The organism is Pseudoxanthomonas mexicana, from assembly GCF_014397415.1.
Lineage (GTDB): Bacteria > Pseudomonadota > Gammaproteobacteria > Xanthomonadales > Xanthomonadaceae > Pseudoxanthomonas_A > Pseudoxanthomonas_A mexicana.
The window spans coordinates 1,893,212-1,908,655 of sequence record NZ_CP060731.1; the positions used below are offsets into that span (position 1 = coordinate 1,893,212).

General features: G+C 69.5%; 13 protein-coding genes. 5 read left to right on the forward strand and 8 right to left on the reverse strand.

Features of this window, described 5'->3' with window-relative positions:
• Position 1: 1 nt before the first annotated feature.
• From IAE60_RS08715 to IAE60_RS08745, 7 genes are all read right to left on the reverse strand, one after another.
• Entirely contained in the window at positions 2 to 1,228 is a 1,227-nt protein-coding gene (locus IAE60_RS08715) for a Wadjet anti-phage system protein JetD domain-containing protein (protein ID WP_187574543.1), read from the reverse strand.
• Complete coding sequence (locus tag IAE60_RS08720) at positions 1,225 to 4,653, reverse strand: SbcC/MukB-like Walker B domain-containing protein (protein ID WP_187574544.1); 3,429 nt, start codon at positions 4,651 to 4,653, stop codon at positions 1,225 to 1,227. Before IAE60_RS08720 ends, IAE60_RS08715 begins: the two co-directional genes overlap by 4 nt.
• Positions 4,640 to 5,281, reverse strand: a complete 642-nt coding sequence (locus IAE60_RS08725; protein WP_187574545.1) for a DUF4194 domain-containing protein — start codon at positions 5,279 to 5,281, stop codon at positions 4,640 to 4,642. The genes IAE60_RS08720 and IAE60_RS08725 overlap by 14 nt, the downstream gene beginning before the upstream one ends.
• A complete protein-coding gene (locus IAE60_RS08730; RefSeq protein ID WP_187574546.1) occupies positions 5,278 to 6,723 on the reverse strand; it encodes a Wadjet anti-phage system protein JetA family protein in 1,446 nt (481 codons plus the stop codon). Before IAE60_RS08730 ends, IAE60_RS08725 begins: the two co-directional genes overlap by 4 nt.
• Before the next feature lie 210 nt (positions 6,724 to 6,933).
• Positions 6,934 to 7,950 (reverse strand): zinc-binding alcohol dehydrogenase family protein, encoded by a 1,017-nt coding sequence (locus IAE60_RS08735; RefSeq protein WP_187574547.1) that lies wholly within the window; start codon positions 7,948 to 7,950, stop codon positions 6,934 to 6,936.
• The gene (locus IAE60_RS08740) at positions 7,947 to 9,011 is read right to left on the reverse strand and encodes an aldo/keto reductase (protein ID WP_187574548.1); all 1,065 of its coding nucleotides are present in this window, start codon (positions 9,009 to 9,011) and stop codon (positions 7,947 to 7,949) included. The genes IAE60_RS08735 and IAE60_RS08740 overlap by 4 nt, the downstream gene beginning before the upstream one ends.
• Before the next feature lie 50 nt (positions 9,012 to 9,061).
• Complete coding sequence (locus IAE60_RS08745; RefSeq protein WP_187574549.1) at positions 9,062 to 10,288, reverse strand: MFS transporter; 1,227 nt, start codon at positions 10,286 to 10,288, stop codon at positions 9,062 to 9,064.
• 98 nt (positions 10,289 to 10,386) lie between these two features.
• Here IAE60_RS08745 and IAE60_RS08750 point away from each other — a divergent pair, with 98 nt between their 5' ends.
• On the forward strand, positions 10,387 to 11,307 hold the full coding sequence (locus tag IAE60_RS08750) for a LysR family transcriptional regulator (protein ID WP_187574550.1): 921 nt from the start codon (positions 10,387 to 10,389) through the stop codon (positions 11,305 to 11,307).
• On the opposite strand, the gene IAE60_RS08755 is transcribed toward IAE60_RS08750, so the two are convergent.
• Positions 11,308 to 12,108: a dioxygenase family protein gene (locus tag IAE60_RS08755; RefSeq protein WP_187574551.1), complete on the reverse strand. Its 801-nt coding sequence runs from the start codon at positions 12,106 to 12,108 to the stop codon at positions 11,308 to 11,310.
• 312 nt (positions 12,109 to 12,420) lie between these two features.
• On the opposite strand from IAE60_RS08755, the gene IAE60_RS08760 reads away from it, so the two are divergent.
• The 4 genes from IAE60_RS08760 (at position 12,421) to IAE60_RS08775 (ending at position 15,430) form a co-directional block, all read left to right on the forward strand.
• Entirely contained in the window at positions 12,421 to 13,521 is a 1,101-nt protein-coding gene (locus IAE60_RS08760) for an OmpA family protein (RefSeq protein WP_187574552.1), read from the forward strand.
• A 191-nt stretch (positions 13,522 to 13,712) separates the two neighbouring features.
• Positions 13,713 to 14,216 carry a hypothetical protein gene (locus IAE60_RS08765; protein WP_187574553.1) on the forward strand — a complete coding sequence of 168 codons (504 nt, stop codon included), beginning with the start codon at positions 13,713 to 13,715 and terminating at the stop codon, positions 14,214 to 14,216.
• 45 nt (positions 14,217 to 14,261) lie between these two features.
• Entirely contained in the window at positions 14,262 to 15,065 is an 804-nt protein-coding gene (locus IAE60_RS08770) for a pseudouridine synthase (RefSeq protein ID WP_187574554.1), read from the forward strand.
• 74 nt (positions 15,066 to 15,139) lie between these two features.
• The gene (locus IAE60_RS08775; RefSeq protein WP_187574817.1) at positions 15,140 to 15,430 is read left to right on the forward strand and encodes a hypothetical protein; all 291 of its coding nucleotides are present in this window, start codon (positions 15,140 to 15,142) and stop codon (positions 15,428 to 15,430) included.
• Positions 15,431 to 15,444: the final 14 nt, after the last annotated feature.

Consider the following 15,444-nt stretch of genomic DNA (forward strand, 5'->3'; position numbering starts at 1 on the left):
GTCATGGTGCGTGGTGGGCGTGGGGCAGTTCGGCGGGTAGGGCTTCCTGTTCCAGGCACAGCGGATGCGAACGCAGTTCGGCGGCGATGCCGTCCCAGCCCGCGCGCTCGGCCCATCGGCACATGGCGCCCAGGACAGCCGCGTCCGGCACGTATACCCCGGGAAGCGCCGAACGCGCGAGTGCGGCAGGTGACATGCGCCAGGGCTGCAACCGGTGCCCGGTGGCGGACAGCGTGTCCGCCAGCACAGCGGCGATCCGGAAGCCGCCCCCGTCGATGTCGCCCCAATGCCACACCGGCATGTCCGGGGGCAGCGAACGCAGCAGTCGGACATAGGCGCGCCGCCAGGCCGGGGACGGCATGCCGCCGGTGTAGACCACCAGCACGCGGTCGGCACCCGCCGCGCGGGCGGCGTCATGGAAGCTGGCGAGGTTCTCCACGCTCAGGACGCAAGCGGCGTCCGTCCGCACCCCCCGCACGGCGTCGAGCGGTACGCCGAGGAAGGTCGTGGCGAGCGGCAGCGCCACGTCGCTGTCCATCAGCAGAGTGCCTGGGCCTGCGACCAGCAGCGGCTGTGGCTCGCGCCTCAGGCCCAGCGCGGCCCAGACGTGTTCCTTCTCGATCGGACCGTCGGCGACCAGCTGGCCACTCGCCAGCAGGTCCAGCCAGGGGGTGAGCTGCTCCAACCGTTTGCTCGCGAGCGGACGGCCGGCGAACAGGCGCGCGCTCTCGCGGCGGAGGATGCGTTCGTGGGACTCGTCGGCGAGACGGGCGTGCACCGCCAGTGCGGCGTCGGCCAGATCGGGTGCCGCTTCCGGACCGTGGCCGCGCACCTTGCGATCGGCCCGCCATGCGGCCAGCACGTCGTCCAGCACGGGGAAGTGCGGCCGCCATGGCGACAGGACCCTGGCGGCTTCGCGGACGCGGGCGTCCAGAAGGGGCACACCCAGGTGGCTGGCGAGTGCGTCGAGATCGACCACGGTGAGCCGTAGCAGGCGGTCGCCGTCGCCGCGATGCCGGTCGCGTTGCGCGGCGATGGCTCCCGCGTGTTCGGCGACGGAGATCTGCGCGTGGAAGGTCTCGCGTTCGGCCAGGGTGCGCAGCGACAGGTAGTCGCGCGCGCTGGCTTCGGTGGTCATCGGCAGCGAGGCGGGAGTGGCATCGCCACGCAGCCGGGCGCGTTCGCCCTTGCGCAGCAGCCGCTCCAGCACGCGCCGGGCGTCGCTCACGCAGGCGCCTGCTGCCTTTCGATGCGGGCGGTCTCCTCGGCCAGCAGTTCCGGATGCAGGTCGAACTGGTCGGACAGCAGGAGTGCGCGCGCCGCGGCCTGCACTTCGATGCGCTCGGCCTGCAGCAGGTCGCCGTCGCGGAACAGTTCGATGTAGCTGTCCAGCACGCCGCTCAGCGTGCCCTGCGCCGTGTCGGGTGCGGCCAGTACCAGCTGCAGCCCCAGCGAGCGCAGGTAGTTGGTGGTGGCGCGCGCGTTCTGCGCGTCGATCTTGTCGCCGAATTCGTCCAGCAGGATCAGCCCCAGGCCGCCCGGATGCGCCTCACTCTTGCCGTAGGCCGCCGCCAGCGCGGCACCGGCGATCACGTACAGCGGCGCGCGGTGCTCACCACCGGAACCGGAGCGCATGCGCTCGCTGAGCGTGCCGATCACGGTGTCGTCCTGGCGGATCTGCACCTCGAAGCGGAAGAAACGGCGGTAGTCGTCCAGCGGCGAGGTGGCGGTACGCGCGGCAGCTCCGTCCTCGATCAGGTCGCGGAACGCCGCCGGTACTTCCCCGGCCGTGCCGAACAGGGTGTCCTCGCCGCCGACATCCACGGCGCGCCGGATGAAGCGCTCCAGTTCACGGAACTCCGGCACCACGTCGTAATGGAACTGGTAGCGCTCGTTGTTGGAGAACGGCGGGCTGCTGCGCAACGTCCGGTTGAGCGTGGCGATCTGCTGGCGCAGGCGGATGAAGTTGTCGTTGAGCGCGGCGGCGACGCCGGCGCGGAAGGTGTCCACGGCGGTGTCGTAGGCCTGGCGCGCCTCGCCTTCGTAGCGCACCAGGTCGGTGTCGCGCAGCTGGGCCAGTTCGCGCTGCAGCAGCGCCAGCGCCGGCCGCCAGGCGTTGGCGTCGAAGTCGACGTCCAGGCTGTGGTCGCGCGCATACTGCGCCAGCGCGCTCCAGGCTTCCGGCAGCAGCTTGGCGAGCTGCCGGTCACTCTCGTCGGCGCGTCGTTCGCAGGTGGCCCCGCGCTCCTCCAGCGACTCGACCTTCGCGTCCAGTTCGTCGCGGTGGCGTTCGATCAGGTTGGGGTCGACATCGGGATCCTTGAAGGCATCCACGGCGCGGCGGGCGACCCGTTGCTCCTGCTCACGCAGGCCCGCGAGCAGGCGGCGGCTGCGGTCCAGGTCGGCCACGGCCACGGCTTCCTGTCCGACCAGCGCGTCGGTACGTGTCTCGCACTCGCCCAGTTGCGCGGCGAGCGTGCGCACTGCGTCGGACAGGCGTAGCAGGTCCGGATCCAGCGCGGCGAGGCGGCTTTCCTGCGCGGTGCGGTAGCGTCCTGCGACCTGGCGGTGCTCGATCGCGCGCTCGTGCAGCGCCTGCGCCACCACATCGGCATCGGCCAGCCGCGCCAGGCTGCGCTGGCTGTCGTCGGCGCGGCGCAGGAGGGGCTCGATCTCGCGCACCTCGCGTTCCGCCTTTTCGATCTCTTCGTGCAGCACGCGCAAACGGGCCCGATTGTCGGATGCGCCGATGCGCAGCTCGCCGGCGGCAGGCAGGCGCAGCCGCTCGATGCTGCCGCCGCGCGCCAGCAGGCCATCGCGGGTCAGGCCCTGACGACTCCGCACCAGCTCGGCTTCGGTGTCCACGCAGCGCAGTTCGCCGAGTTGCCGGCGCAGGAACGCCAGGGCGTCGGCGTTGACGCCGTCCAGCAGCGCGGCAACGCTGCCGGCCGCTGCCTCCTTGCCGCGCACATCGCGCGCCTGACTGGACAAGGCCAGTTTCACGCCATAGACCGAGCGCCCGCCGGACAGGCTGCGATACAGCTTGACCGCGCGCTCCTCATCCGCGGCGGGAATCAGCAGCGCCTCGACGTTGCTGCGCAGGTAGGCTTCGATGGCGGGCTGCCAGGCGGCATCGGCGACCCGCACCAGGTCGCAGACCGGGCGGGCATCGATGCCGGCCTCGCGCAGATAGCTCATCAACCGCACGGTGTCGGCGTGCAGCTCCGCCTGGCCGGCGGCCAGTCGCTTCTGGTTCTGCCGCGCGGCCAGCAGTGCATCGCGTGCCTTGTCGTGGGCGGCATGCAGGTGGCGGGCATGCTGGTCGACCTTCTCGCGCAAGGGTTCTGCCGCGCGCAGCGCCTGGCGTGCGCGCGCGAACAGGTCTTCCGGCGTCCACGGCAGGGCATCGCCGTCCGCGAGCGCCGACAGCGCCGTGTGCCAGGCATCCCAGTCCGCGCGCGCGGCATCCACGGCACCCGCCTCGATACCGCCGAGTGCGAGCGCGTCGAGCTGGCGGAAGGTGTCGCGCACGAATCCGATCTCGCGCAGCAGTTCCTTGTTCAACTGCGCCAGGCGTTCGCGGTCGCGGCCGGCCAGTTCGTCCAGCTGCGCCTGTTCGCCATAGCCGCTGTTCCCCTGCAGGCGGGCGTTGGCACGTGCCTGCTCATCGCGCAGGGTGTCGCGCTCGGCGCGCGCATCGACCAGGCGGCGGCGGGTGTCCGCCAGGGCGTCTTCCGCTGTGGTGACCGCGCCTTCGGCCCGTTCCAGTTGTTCGCCGTACAGATCCCGCGCGTACTCGGCCGCCAGGGCGCGGTAGGACGCGGCACGTACAGCCTGGGTGGCGATGCGGTCGTACTGCCGCTCCACGCCTTCGGCGGCTTCGATGCGCTGGCGCACCTGTTCGATGCGGTCGCGGATCTGGCGGAAGCTCTCCAGCAGGGCGCGGAAGCGGGCGATGTCGGTGGGCCGATCCTCGGCGACCAGCGTGCGCACGAACAGGTCCACGTCCTCCACGCGCTGCAGGTTGAGCGCGTTGAGGAAGGCCTTGCGGTAGGCGTTGATGTCGGGGCTGGCGGTAGGCGAAGCGCGCAGGCGCAGCAGCAGATCCTTGACGAAGCGCTCGGCGACGGTGTGCAACTCGGGCGCGCCGCCGGCCACCTTGCAGCGGCGCAGCGCCATCTCGCGGAAGGTCGCCCAGGCCAGCGGCAGTTCCTTGCCCTTGACCTGTTCCACGTGGTCGGCCAGGTCCAGCGCCACGCCCGGCAGCAGGTACAGCCCGTGCAGCCGATGGTCGGGTTCGTCCACCGAGGCGCCCAGGGCGATACCAGCGGTCAGTGCTTCGCCGGTGTCGGTGTCGCGGAACACCAGCGAGATGTAGGTGGTGGCGGTGCGCCGCTTGCGTCCTTCGTCGCCGCTGCGGAACACGCCCAGGCAGTAGTCGCGGATGGTGCGCGCGCGATGGCTGCCGCCGGCCTGCGCGTTGAACCGGATGCGGCTGCGGTCGCCGCCCAGCAGCACGATCTGCAGCGCATCGAGCAAGGCGCTCTTGCCCGCGCCGTTGGGCGCGATGATGGCGGTGGTGGCGTCCAGTTCCAGGGTCTGCGCCTCGAACAGGAAGAACTGCACCAGGTGCACGCGCTCAAGCTGCTGCATCGCCGTCCTCCATGACGTCGTCATTGTCGGCCGCGTCGGCATCGTCGTCGCGGTTGTGCTGGTCCAGCCGTTGCAGCCACTGTTCGCCGACGATCTCGACGATGGCGGGCCGCACCTGCAGGTGGAACGGCTGGGGATCGTCCGGTTCCGACTCCACCAGCCGGCACGTGCCCCAGCGCTTCAGCGTGCGGGCCAGTTCGCGAAGGGTGCCGACATCGGGCATCGGCCGTCCCGCCAGGGCCTGGTAGGCCTCCTGCAGCTCCGGGAGTTCGATGGTGACGACGCCTTCGTCCTCCACCATCCCCTGCCGCATCGCTTCGTCGTAGCGCTGGCGCAGCACCAGCAGCAACAGGGTTTCGGCCAGGGTCACGGGCACACCCTCGGCGTGGGCGGGCAGCGCCACCACGTAGCGGTAGTGCGCGTTGCGTTCCAGGCGGATGCCGAGCGGTGCCAGCACGGCGATGAAATCGTCGAAGTGGTCTTCCACCAGGTGGTAGGCCAGCCGCGTGCCGCGGTCGCTCGCATACAGCACCTGTTCTACCACCAGCCGGTAGGCGGCGCGTTCGAAGTCCTGCACGGCGTAGACGCCGTTGGAGAGTTGGCTGAGCGTGTTCCAGGTGCGTTTCATGCGGTTTTCCGTGAGGGCGTACCGATGCGGCGCACGACGAAGCGTGGCGCGCGCAGGTAGCCGTTATCGTCGTGCCCGCCGGCGTCGAGCAGTTCGACGCGGTAGTCGCGCAGCAGGCGGCCCAGCGGGTCTTCGCGCCGCAGGCCGCCTGCGCGGTGGCTGCGCAGCGCGAGCGTGAGCAGGGTCTGGTAGGCGCGCAGCTCCTCGATGCTGGCGATGGAGAACGCGCCCGATTCGACGGCGTCCGTCGTCTCCAGGTGCGGGCCGACGTAGCGGGCCATGTCCTCGGCGGTGACCAGCCGTGCGCGCTTCATCCGCCGCAGCAGGCTGAGCCGGGCCAGTTGTTCCGGCGTTGGCGGCTGCGTGGCGTTGGCGCTGCGCGGGATGGGTTGCGGCTTCTGCCGCGGCGGGCGCAGGCGGCTGGTATCCATCAGCGCGCCCGGCGCCACCGGCAGGCGCAGTTCGCCTTCCGGCGCGTGCTGCACGCCACGGCAGGCACGGCGCAGCAGGATGTCCAGCTTGTCGGGCGCACGCAGGCGATAGTCGAGGAAGGCCAGCGCGCGACGGTTGGCCTGGCGGATGTCGTCGTCCAGCCGGCCCAGGTATTCGTCGATGCGGTCGAGTTCGCGCAGGCGCCGCAGGCTGCGCGCGAAGCGCTGGCTGCCGCGCCCGGCGTCGCCGCCGCCGACATGCTCGCGGTACCAGGCCAGCAGCGCCGTGCGGCGCTCGCCGGTCTCGATCTGCTGCGCCATCGACAGGATCGCGCTGCGCCGCGCCAGCGGGTGATCGCCGGTGTGCAGCTCGGCGTAGTCGCCGATGAAGAATTCGCTCACGTAGCGCTCGAACCACTGGCGCGCGAACTGCGCGGTGGATTCGGCCTTGCTCAGCTCCGGCATCAGGTCGCGGACCTGCAGGCTCATCGAGGACAGCGACACCAGCAGCCGACGCGCCTGGTCGGCGGCCTCGTCCAGGGCGTCGCCGGCGGCCTTGCCCTCCGCCACCTGCTGCAGCTGGTGTTCGATCGAGCGCATCTTCGCCGAGACGAAGGTCGGGCCATGCTCGGCGAACTCGACCAGCAGCGAGAGGAACTGGTGCACGACCGGCGGCATGGTGACCATCTCGCGCGCGCCGACCCGTTCCTGCCGCAGCCAGCCCGCGCCACGGAAACGGTCGTAGATGTTGTTGACCCTGACCGGCAGTGGCGTGTCCGGGGTATCGCCGTCCTCGTCTTCCCAGGGGTCATCGGCGAGCAGATAGCGCTCCAGCGCCGCGGTGATCTCGCGGCGCTGGAAACCCATGCTGGGTGGCACCGGCGCGTCCGGCCCGAAGAACTCATCGAACAGCCGGCACAGCAGCAGCCAGTAGTGTTCCCGGTTGGGCGACGCCAGGGGGCCGAACAGGCCGCTGGGCAGCAACGGGAACAGGGCGGGCGCCTGCGTCATGGCCGCACGCACCGCCGCGGTGGGCTGGCATTGTGATGTGGCGGGCGCGGCAGCGCCGGGGAAAAGGGCATGGCGGGATCGGAAAGGCGGGCGGATCGCGCCGGAGCGCGCTGCGGCCAGCCACGATATCGCAAGTCGCCGGGGCGCCGGTAGCTGTTCCCACCCGGCCGCCGGCGCCCTTTCCGTCCCCCATGCCCGACGGCGGCAGCTCTACCAGCCGGCGAGCACGAGCTTGCCGATGGTGGTGCCGGATTCCAGCCGGCGATGGGCTTCGCGCAGGTTCGCCGCATTGATCGGCGACAGCGTGCCAGTCAGCGTGCCGCGTACATCGCCGGCGTCTATCAGGTCCGCCACGCGGTCCAGCAGTGCGCCCTGTTCGCCCATGTCGGCGGTACGGAAGCGCGGGCGGGCGAACATCATTTCCCAGTGGATGCCGATGCTCTTGGCCTTGTAGGGGTCGCCGATCCGCAGTTCGCCCTTGGGTTCGACGATCAGGCCGACGTGGCCCAGCGGCGCCAGCAGGTCGCCCAGTTCGGTCCAGTAGCGGTCGGTATCGGCCAGGTTCAGGGCGGCATCGATGTTGTCGAAGCCCAGCGCCTTCAGCTGCGGACCCAGCGCCTGGCGATGGTTGATCACATGGTCCGCTCCCAGCGACATGCACCAGTCGATGGTGTCCTGCCGCGAGGCGGTGGCGATCACGGTGAAGCCGGCGCGCTTCGCCAGCTGGATCGCGATCGAGCCCACGCCACCCGCGCCGGCGATGACGAGCAGCGACTTGCCGGCACCGCCGCCCTCGAGGGCGTAAGGCATGCGGTCGAACAGCAGCTCCCATGCCGTGATGGTCGTCAGCGGCAAGGCAGCGGCCTGCGCGAAGTCCAGAGACGCGGGCTTGCGGCCGACGATGCGTTCGTCGACCAGCTGGAACTGCGCATTGCTGCCGGGGCGGGTGATGTCGCCCGCGTAGTAGACCGCGTCGCCGGGCTTGAAGCGCGTCACCGCCTCGCCGACGGCTTCCACCACGCCGGCGGCGTCGTAGCCGAGCACCTTAGGTTGCGCCTCGATCTGCGGCTTCGGCGCGCGCACCTTCGTGTCGACCGGGTTCACCGACACGGCTTCCACGCGCACGAGGATGTCGTGACCGGTGGCGATGGGCGTTCCGAGTTCGACATCCAGCAGTGATTGCGGATCGTCGATGGGCAGGTAGCGGGTAAGTGCAACGGCTTTCATGGGGCGGCTCCGGCATGTGGGGGAAAGGCCTGGACAGGCAGCGGACTGCGTTCGGAGAACTGCCCGCGCCAGTAGGGATAGTAGGGATACGGGGCTTCCATCGCGCTGGCCGCATCCAGGCGCGCGATCTGGTCGGCCGTCAGCTGCCAGCCGATGGCACCCAGGTTCTGTCGCAGCTGTTCCTCGTTGCGCGCGCCGATCAGGACGGTCGAAACGGTGGGGCGCTGCAGCAACCAGTTGATGGCGATCTGCGGTATCGACTTGCCGGTTTCCTCTGCGACGATATCCAGCGCATCGATGACGCGGAACAGGCACTGCTCGTCCACTGGCGGGCCGATGTCAGCGGTGTCGTGCAGTCGACTGCCGGCGGGAAAGGGCTGGTCGCGTCGCAGCTTGCCGGTCAGACGGCCCCAGCCCAGCGGGCTCCACACGACCGCACCCACGCCCTGGTCGATGCCCAGCGGCATCAGTTCCCATTCGTAGTCGCGACCGATCAACGAGTAGTAGGTCTGGTTGGCGACGTAGCGCGACCAGCCGTGACGATCGGCGATGCCCAGCGACTTCATCAACTGCCATCCGGAGAAGTTGGAAACGCCCAGGTACCGCACCTTGCCGGCGCGGACCAGGTGGTCCAGTGTGGAGAGTGTTTCCTCGATGGGCGTCATCGCGTCGAAGGCGTGGAGCTGCAGCAGGTCCAGGTAGTCGGTGCCGAGACGCTTCAGCGAGGCGTCCACCGCCTTGAGCAGGCGCAAGCGCGAGGTCCCCGCGTCGTTGGCGCCTTCGCCCAGGCGCAATCCTGTCTTGCTGGAGAGGATCACCCGGTCGCGGCGCCCGCGCAGTGCTTCGCCGAGGATGGATTCCGACGCGCCATCGGAATACACGTCGGCGGTGTCGAAGAAGGTAAGGCCGGCGTCAAGACTGAGGTCGATCATCCGGCGCGCTTCGGTCACATCGGTATTGCCCCAGGCGCTGAACAGCGGGCCTTTGCCGCCAAACGTGCCGGCGCCGAAGCCCAGCGCAGAGACCTTCAGGCCGGAGCGGCCGAGAAAACGGGTTTCCATGGATGCCTCCGAGAGGCGTGGGGAGAGAAGGGAGACGAGGATCCGGTTGCTCAGGCGCATTCGCCTGCATGCTGCGAGTCCTGCGCCGTGGATGCGCGATCGCGATCACGGTCGCGGTCGAGTGCGAGGCTCCACAGCGCCACCATGAAGGCGGAGGCCGGCACCAGCGCGGCCACCCACGGCAATGCCGACAGGCCGAGGCCGTGCGAGATCACCGCGCCGCCCAGCCACGCGCCGAGCGCGTTGCCGAGGTTGAAGGCGCCGATGTTCAGGCTGGACGCCAGGCTTTGCGCATCGCGGGCTTTCTGCAGCACCCACAGCTGCAGCGGCGAGACGGTCGCGAACGCGGCGGCGCCCAGCAGGCCGGTGAAGAGGACCATCGCCCAGCGGCTGTGCAGGGCGAAGCCCATCGCGCCCATTACCAGCACCAGCAGGGCCAGTGTGCCGAGCAGGGCCGTGGCCAGTCGGCGATCGGCGAAGCGTCCGCCCAGCAGGTTGCCGATGATCATGCCCACGCCGAACACCAGCAGGATCGGCGAGACGGCCGCGTCGGCGAAGCCGGTCACCTGGGTCAGCAGTGGCTGGATGTAGGTATAGACAGTGAACATGCCGCCGAAGCCGAGCACCGTCATCAACAGGCCCAGCAGCACCTGCGGACGACCGACCACCCGCAGCTCATCGCGGAACGACAGTGGCGCGGGCGCGCTGCGGTCGGCCGGCACCAGCGTGGCGATGATGACGGTGGCGAACACGCCGATGGCGGTCACGGCCCAGAAGGTGGCGCGCCAGCCGTATTCCAGCCCCAGCCAGGCACCGGCCGGTACGCCGAGCAGCGTGGCGACGGTCAGGCCGGTGAACATGACGGAAATCGCCGAGGCCTTGCGGTCCTCGCTGACCAGGCCGGTGGCGACCACGGCGCCGACGCCGAAGAAGGTGCCGTGCGCCAGCGACGTGATCACGCGCGCGGTCATCAGCAGTTCGTAGTTCGGCGCGAGTGCGCAGGCCAGGTTGCCGAGTGTGAACACGATCATCAGCGCGACCAGCACCGCCTTGCGCGGCATCCGTTGGGTAGCGGCCGTCAGCAGGGGGGCGCCGACGAATACGCCCAGCGCGTAGCCGGAGATCAGCAGGCCCGCGGCGGCGATGGAGACCTGCAGGTCGGCGGCGACCTGCATCAGCAGGCCCATGATGACGAACTCGGTGGTGCCGATGCCGAAGGCGCCGGCGGTGAGCGCGTACAGGCCCAACGGCAGTCGGGAGGAGGCGGTGGGGGACATCGCAGCAGGGGTTGAAAGAGCAAGGCGTGCAGCGTGCGCCTTCCCTGGTTGATGAAAAACAGTGAATATGCCGAATCACTTTCAATGGAAACTTGAGAATGGATCGCGTCGGCGACCTGGCCCTGTTCTTGCGCGTGCTCGATCTCGGCTCGATCACGGCAGCGGCGCACAGCCTGGATCTTTCGGTCGCCGTGGCCAGTCAGCGCCTGAAACGGCTGGAGAAGGAGCTGGGCGTGCGCTTGCTGCACCGGACGACACGTCGCCTGCATCCCACGCCGGAGGGCGCCGCGCTGGCCGAGCAGGGGCGGGTGCTGGTGGAGGAACTCGAAACACTGGGCGCCGGCCTGCGCGAAGCGGCGCAGGAGATCGCCGGCACCCTGCGGATGACGATGTCCGCGTCGTTCGGACGGCAGTACGTGTCGCCGCGGCTGCCGGCCTTCCTCGCGCGCCATCCGAAGCTGCGTCTCAGCATCCACCTCAGCGACAACGTCGTGGACCTGGTCAGCGAAGGCTTCGACCTGGCGATCCGCATCGGTGCGCTGGACGATTCTCGCCTGGTCGCCCGGCGCATCGCCCCGAACCGGCGCGTGCTGTGCGCCTCGCCCGATTACCTGCGCCGACGCCGTCGGCCGCGCACGCCCGACGAACTCGCCGATCATGACTGCCTGCTGCTGTTCGGCAGTGGCGGCCGGCAGGATGTGTGGCGGCTGGGCACGCCGACGGGCGGCGAAGTCGCGGTGCGGGTGCAGGGGCGCCTCGAGAGCAACTTCGGTGAAGTCCTGCGCGATGCCTCGCTGGCGGGCGAAGGCATCGTGATCCATTCGCTTTGGCACGTCGCCGACGATCTGCGTGCCGGTCGGCTGGAGGTGCTGCTGCCTGATTACCCGCTGACCACGACCGCGATCAGTGCGGTGATGCCGCAGCGTCGCCTGGTGCCACCGCGCGTGCGGGCATTCACCGAGTTCCTGATCGAAGAGTTCGGTGACGACCCGCCGTGGGAGCGCGGGCTCCCCTGTTGATCAGACGGCGTCGAAGGCGAACGCGTCCAGCGCCAGGCCACCCATTTCCACGTCGCGATGGAGCAGCCTTCCCTTGGCGCCCGCTCCTCCTGCGCCCAGCGCCACGTACAACGGGAACAGATGTTCCGTCGTCGGATGGTTGCGGTGCGCCTCGGGCAGGGCAGTCCAGTCCAGCGCGCCCGCGATGTCGCCCGCCAGCAGCCGATCGCGCAGGGCATCTGTGAACGCTGTCACCCAAGGGTAGGGCGCTGCGTGCGCGTGCTGCCAGTCCAGGGCGCGCAGGTTGTGCGAAAACCCGCCGGACCCCACCACCAGCACGCCCTGACCGCGCAGCGGCGCCAGCGCGCCCCCCAGCCGGTAATGCCACTCGGCGGTCTGCGACGGATCGACCGACAACGCGATCACAGGGATCCCGGCATCGGGATACATCCGCCGGAGCGGCACCCAGACGCCATGGTCCAGCCCGTGATGCCCATCCACCTGGGCGGGGAAGCCGGCGTTCCGCAGGGCCGTGGCGACCTGGTCCGCCAGTCCGGGCGCGCCGGACGCGGGGTACTGGATCCGGTAAAGCGCTTCCGGGAACCCCCCGAAGTCGTGGATCGTTTCCGGCAAGGGCGTGGCGGTGACGGTGGGGCGCGCATGGGTGAAGTGGGCGGACGCCACCACGATGGCCCGCGGGCGCGGCAGCCGTTCTCCCAGCCGGTCCAGGAAGCGGCCGGTGGGGGAGTCCTCGACCGCCAGCATGGGCGAGCCGTGCGAAACGAACAGGCTGGGAAGCGGGGAAGTCGGCGGCAGGTCCATCGCTACAGCTTGCGGTCCGCGGGCGCGCCAGCCAAGACGCGCGCGTGGATCGAAGCGTCACCATAATGTGACTTGAAAGAGGGGGGGCGCTTCCGACCCCCACGAATCCGTGCCAGTTCGCGGGAAGAGTGTTAACCTTTCCCAACTTGTTATGGTACCGTTAACACAGTCTTCACGTACCCCCGCATAATCTGTTCAGCAAGGCGACGGGTGCCTGTCGCCTCGAATAACAACTAGAAGTGCCGGAATCCGCGTCACCACGAAGCCCTTCGGTTTCTCACAACTGAACTTTTACAAGGAAAGGAGCTGCAAATGAACAAGAAGATTCTCTGCGCCGCGCTGCTCGGCGGCCTGAGCCTCGCGAACACCGCGATGGCGCAGGAATTCGACGACCGTTGGTACCTGACCGGCTCCGCAGGCTGGAACCAGCAGGATTCCGACCGTCGCACTGAAGACACCCAGTTCCTGACCCTGGGCCTCGGCAAGTTCATCAGCCCGAACTGGTCGCTGGACGGTGAGCTGAACTACCAGAACCCGAACTTCGACTTCAACAAGGACCTGAACTGGAGCCAGTACGGCATCTCGATGGACCTGCGTCGCCACTTCATCCAGGAAGGCCGTGGCTGGAACCCGTACATCGTGGCGGGCCTGGGCATGCAGCGTTCGGAAGAAGAGTATGTGATCAACAGCCCGGACTCGCCGGCGCAGCGTCGTGACAACAACCTGGCCGCCAAGCTGGGCGTGGGCCTGCAGACCACCTTCGACAAGCGCGTCGCCGTGCGCGCCGAAGTGGCCTACCGCGCCGACTTCGACGACCAGAGCTACACCGCCGAAGGTGGCATCCACCAGCAGGAAGAGAGCTACTTCGGTGACGTGCTGGCTTCGATCGGCGTCGTGATCCCGCTGGGTCCGAAGGCCGAAGCCGCTGCCCCGCCGCCGCCGCCGGCCGCCCCGAGCTGCGCCGACCTGGACGACGACGGCGACGGCGTCAACAACTGCGACGACAAGTGCCCCGGTTCGCAGGCTGGTCAGACCATCGGTCCGGACGGCTGCCCGGTGCAGGTCTCGATCGACCTGAAGGGCGTGAACTTCGACTTTGACAAGTCGACGCTGCGTCCGGACGCGGTCGCGATCCTGAGCGAAGCCGCCGAGATCCTGAAGCGCTACCCCGACCTGCGCGTCGAAGTGGCCGGCCACACCGACCTGTGCGGTGCGGACGCCTACAACCAGTCGCTGTCGCAGCGTCGTGCGCAGGCCGTGTACGACTACCTGACCAGCAACGGCGTCGACGCCTCGCGCCTGGTGGGCCCGGTGGGTTACGGCGAGAGCCGTCCGCTGGAGCCGACCGCGCAGACCCTGCCGGGCTGCAAGAGCGAGCGCAACCGTCGTACGGAACTGAACGTCCAGAACTGATCGGACGCTCTGCAGCAGTAAAGAAGAAGCCCGGCCTTGTGTCGGGCTTCTTTTTTGGGCGCGGTTCGCGTGTCCTGCGTGATCCAGCGCCGCCTTTGTGCATCGGCGCGCGCGTGGCCGCGCATTTTCTTGCCATGCCCCGGTGCGCTGCCTACACTCGCGGCACTTGGAAAAGATTCAGGAGTCGCCCGATGCGCCGTCACGTCGTAGCCAGCCTGCTGTGCATCGCCGCCGTTCCCGCGGCCTACGCCGCACCGGACTGCGCGAGCGGACTGGTTCCGGCGCCGTTGAAGACACCGGCCACGGTGATCGCACCGGTCGCGCCCGAGTTCACCGCCACCGCGACGCAGCTTGGCGCCCCTTCGGGCGTGCTGGCCTCGCATGCGTTCGATGAAGCCCAATCGGTCGATCGCGTCCTGTTGCGCCTGCGCATCGAAGGCTGCCGCAACGTAGCCAAGGCGCTGCCCGCGCCGACCGGCGCTCCGGCCGCTGCCGTCGCCAACAGCCCGGCGGCGTACCAGCCCAAGACGGCGCACGACAATACGCCGTGGCGCTTCGACATGAGCCAGAACGGCAAGCGCATGACCGCCGACGAGTTCGATGCCTGGATGAAGTCGCGCGGCGTCCGTGTCGTCAAGGCGCCGGTTGCGCCGGCCGCCGCACCGGCACCGGCCGAGCCGGCGAAGAAGAACTGATCCCGCGGCGGCCGGCACTCCGGCCGTTTCGCTTGCATCCACGCAATGCCCGCATCGCGCCCGCCCCGTGATCCGCGCGTGCCGTCGCGCACGCGTGCGCCCACGCGCGACAGGACGCAGCCGGGCGTGCGGCATGGACTGGCCCGCGTGCTGTCCAAGCAGGGCGTGTGCTCTCGCACCGAAGCGGCGCGCTGGATCGCGGAAGGACGCGTTTCGGTGGACGGGCGCATCGTGCGCGATCCGGAGTTTCCCGTCATCGCGGGCCGCGCTGTGGTGCGTGTGGATGGCCACGAGCCGGCCGTCGCGCCGCGCCACTACCTGATGCTCAACAAGCCGCGTGGCCTGGTCACGACGACCCGGGACGAACAGGGGCGCGACACCGTCTACCGATGCCTGGAAGACGCAGGCCTGCCATGGCTCGCGCCGGTCGGGCGGCTGGACAAGGCCAGTGAAGGGCTGCTGTTGTTCACCAACGATCCGGCGTGGGCCGCCCGCATCACCGACCCGGCCCAGGGTCCGGACAAGACCTATCACGTCCAGGTCGACCGCGTGCCGGACGCCTCCTTGCTGGAAGCGCTGCGGAAGGGGGTTGAGGTGGACGGCGAACACCTCTCGGCGCGCGATGCGCGATTGCTGCGTGCGGGCGAACGCAACGCGTGGCTGGAGATCGTGCTGGACGAAGGTCGCAACCGGCAGATCCGGCGCCTGCTCGAAGCCTTCGATGTCCGCGTGCTGCGGCTGGTGCGCGTGGCGATCGGCCCGATCGAACTGGGCGCGCTCGCCAAGGGCGCCTGGCGCCTGCTCGATGCGCATGAACGTGATGCGCTGGCGCCGACAGACGGGCGTTGATTGCGCGACCACCGTCCGGGTTCCGTGCGCGGCATCTGCCTACACTCGTTCCGGGCTGAAACTTGGGGAATGACATGTCGAATCTGATCGCGCGCCTGCCGGCGCGTTGCGCCCTGCCGCTTGCGCTCGGCCTGCTGGCGGGGTGCGCCAGCCATGCGCCGGGCACCACCGCCAAGAGCGCGCCCAAGGATGCCGTCGTCACCGTCGCACCAGGGCCGCATGGCCATCGCTTCGACATGCAGCAGAACGGCCGCAAGATGAGGGCCGAAGAGTTCGACGCCTGGATGAAGGCGCGCGGCATCCGCGTGGCCAAGGGTGCATCGACGCGGCCGAAAGCGCCGACCACCGCCAGGCGCGCCCGTTGACGCGCGGGCGCGCC

Coding starts and splice junctions, on each gene's coding strand:
- IAE60_RS08755 (WP_187574551.1), bottom strand. CDS start 12,108: ATGGACCTGCCGCCGACTTCCCCGCTTCCCAGCCTGTTCGTTTCGCAC.
- IAE60_RS08775 (WP_187574817.1), top strand. CDS start 15,140: ATGTCGAATCTGATCGCGCGCCTGCCGGCGCGTTGCGCCCTGCCGCTT.
- IAE60_RS08720 (WP_187574544.1), bottom strand. CDS start 4,653: ATGCAGCAGCTTGAGCGCGTGCACCTGGTGCAGTTCTTCCTGTTCGAG.
- IAE60_RS08765 (WP_187574553.1), top strand. CDS start 13,713: ATGCGCCGTCACGTCGTAGCCAGCCTGCTGTGCATCGCCGCCGTTCCC.
- IAE60_RS08760 (WP_187574552.1), top strand. CDS start 12,421: ATGAACAAGAAGATTCTCTGCGCCGCGCTGCTCGGCGGCCTGAGCCTC.
- IAE60_RS08770 (WP_187574554.1), top strand. CDS start 14,262: ATGCCCGCATCGCGCCCGCCCCGTGATCCGCGCGTGCCGTCGCGCACG.
- IAE60_RS08735 (WP_187574547.1), bottom strand. CDS start 7,950: ATGAAAGCCGTTGCACTTACCCGCTACCTGCCCATCGACGATCCGCAA.
- IAE60_RS08750 (WP_187574550.1), top strand. CDS start 10,387: ATGGATCGCGTCGGCGACCTGGCCCTGTTCTTGCGCGTGCTCGATCTC.
- IAE60_RS08725 (WP_187574545.1), bottom strand. CDS start 5,281: ATGAAACGCACCTGGAACACGCTCAGCCAACTCTCCAACGGCGTCTAC.
- IAE60_RS08745 (WP_187574549.1), bottom strand. CDS start 10,288: ATGTCCCCCACCGCCTCCTCCCGACTGCCGTTGGGCCTGTACGCGCTC.
- IAE60_RS08740 (WP_187574548.1), bottom strand. CDS start 9,011: ATGGAAACCCGTTTTCTCGGCCGCTCCGGCCTGAAGGTCTCTGCGCTG.
- IAE60_RS08730 (WP_187574546.1), bottom strand. CDS start 6,723: ATGACGCAGGCGCCCGCCCTGTTCCCGTTGCTGCCCAGCGGCCTGTTC.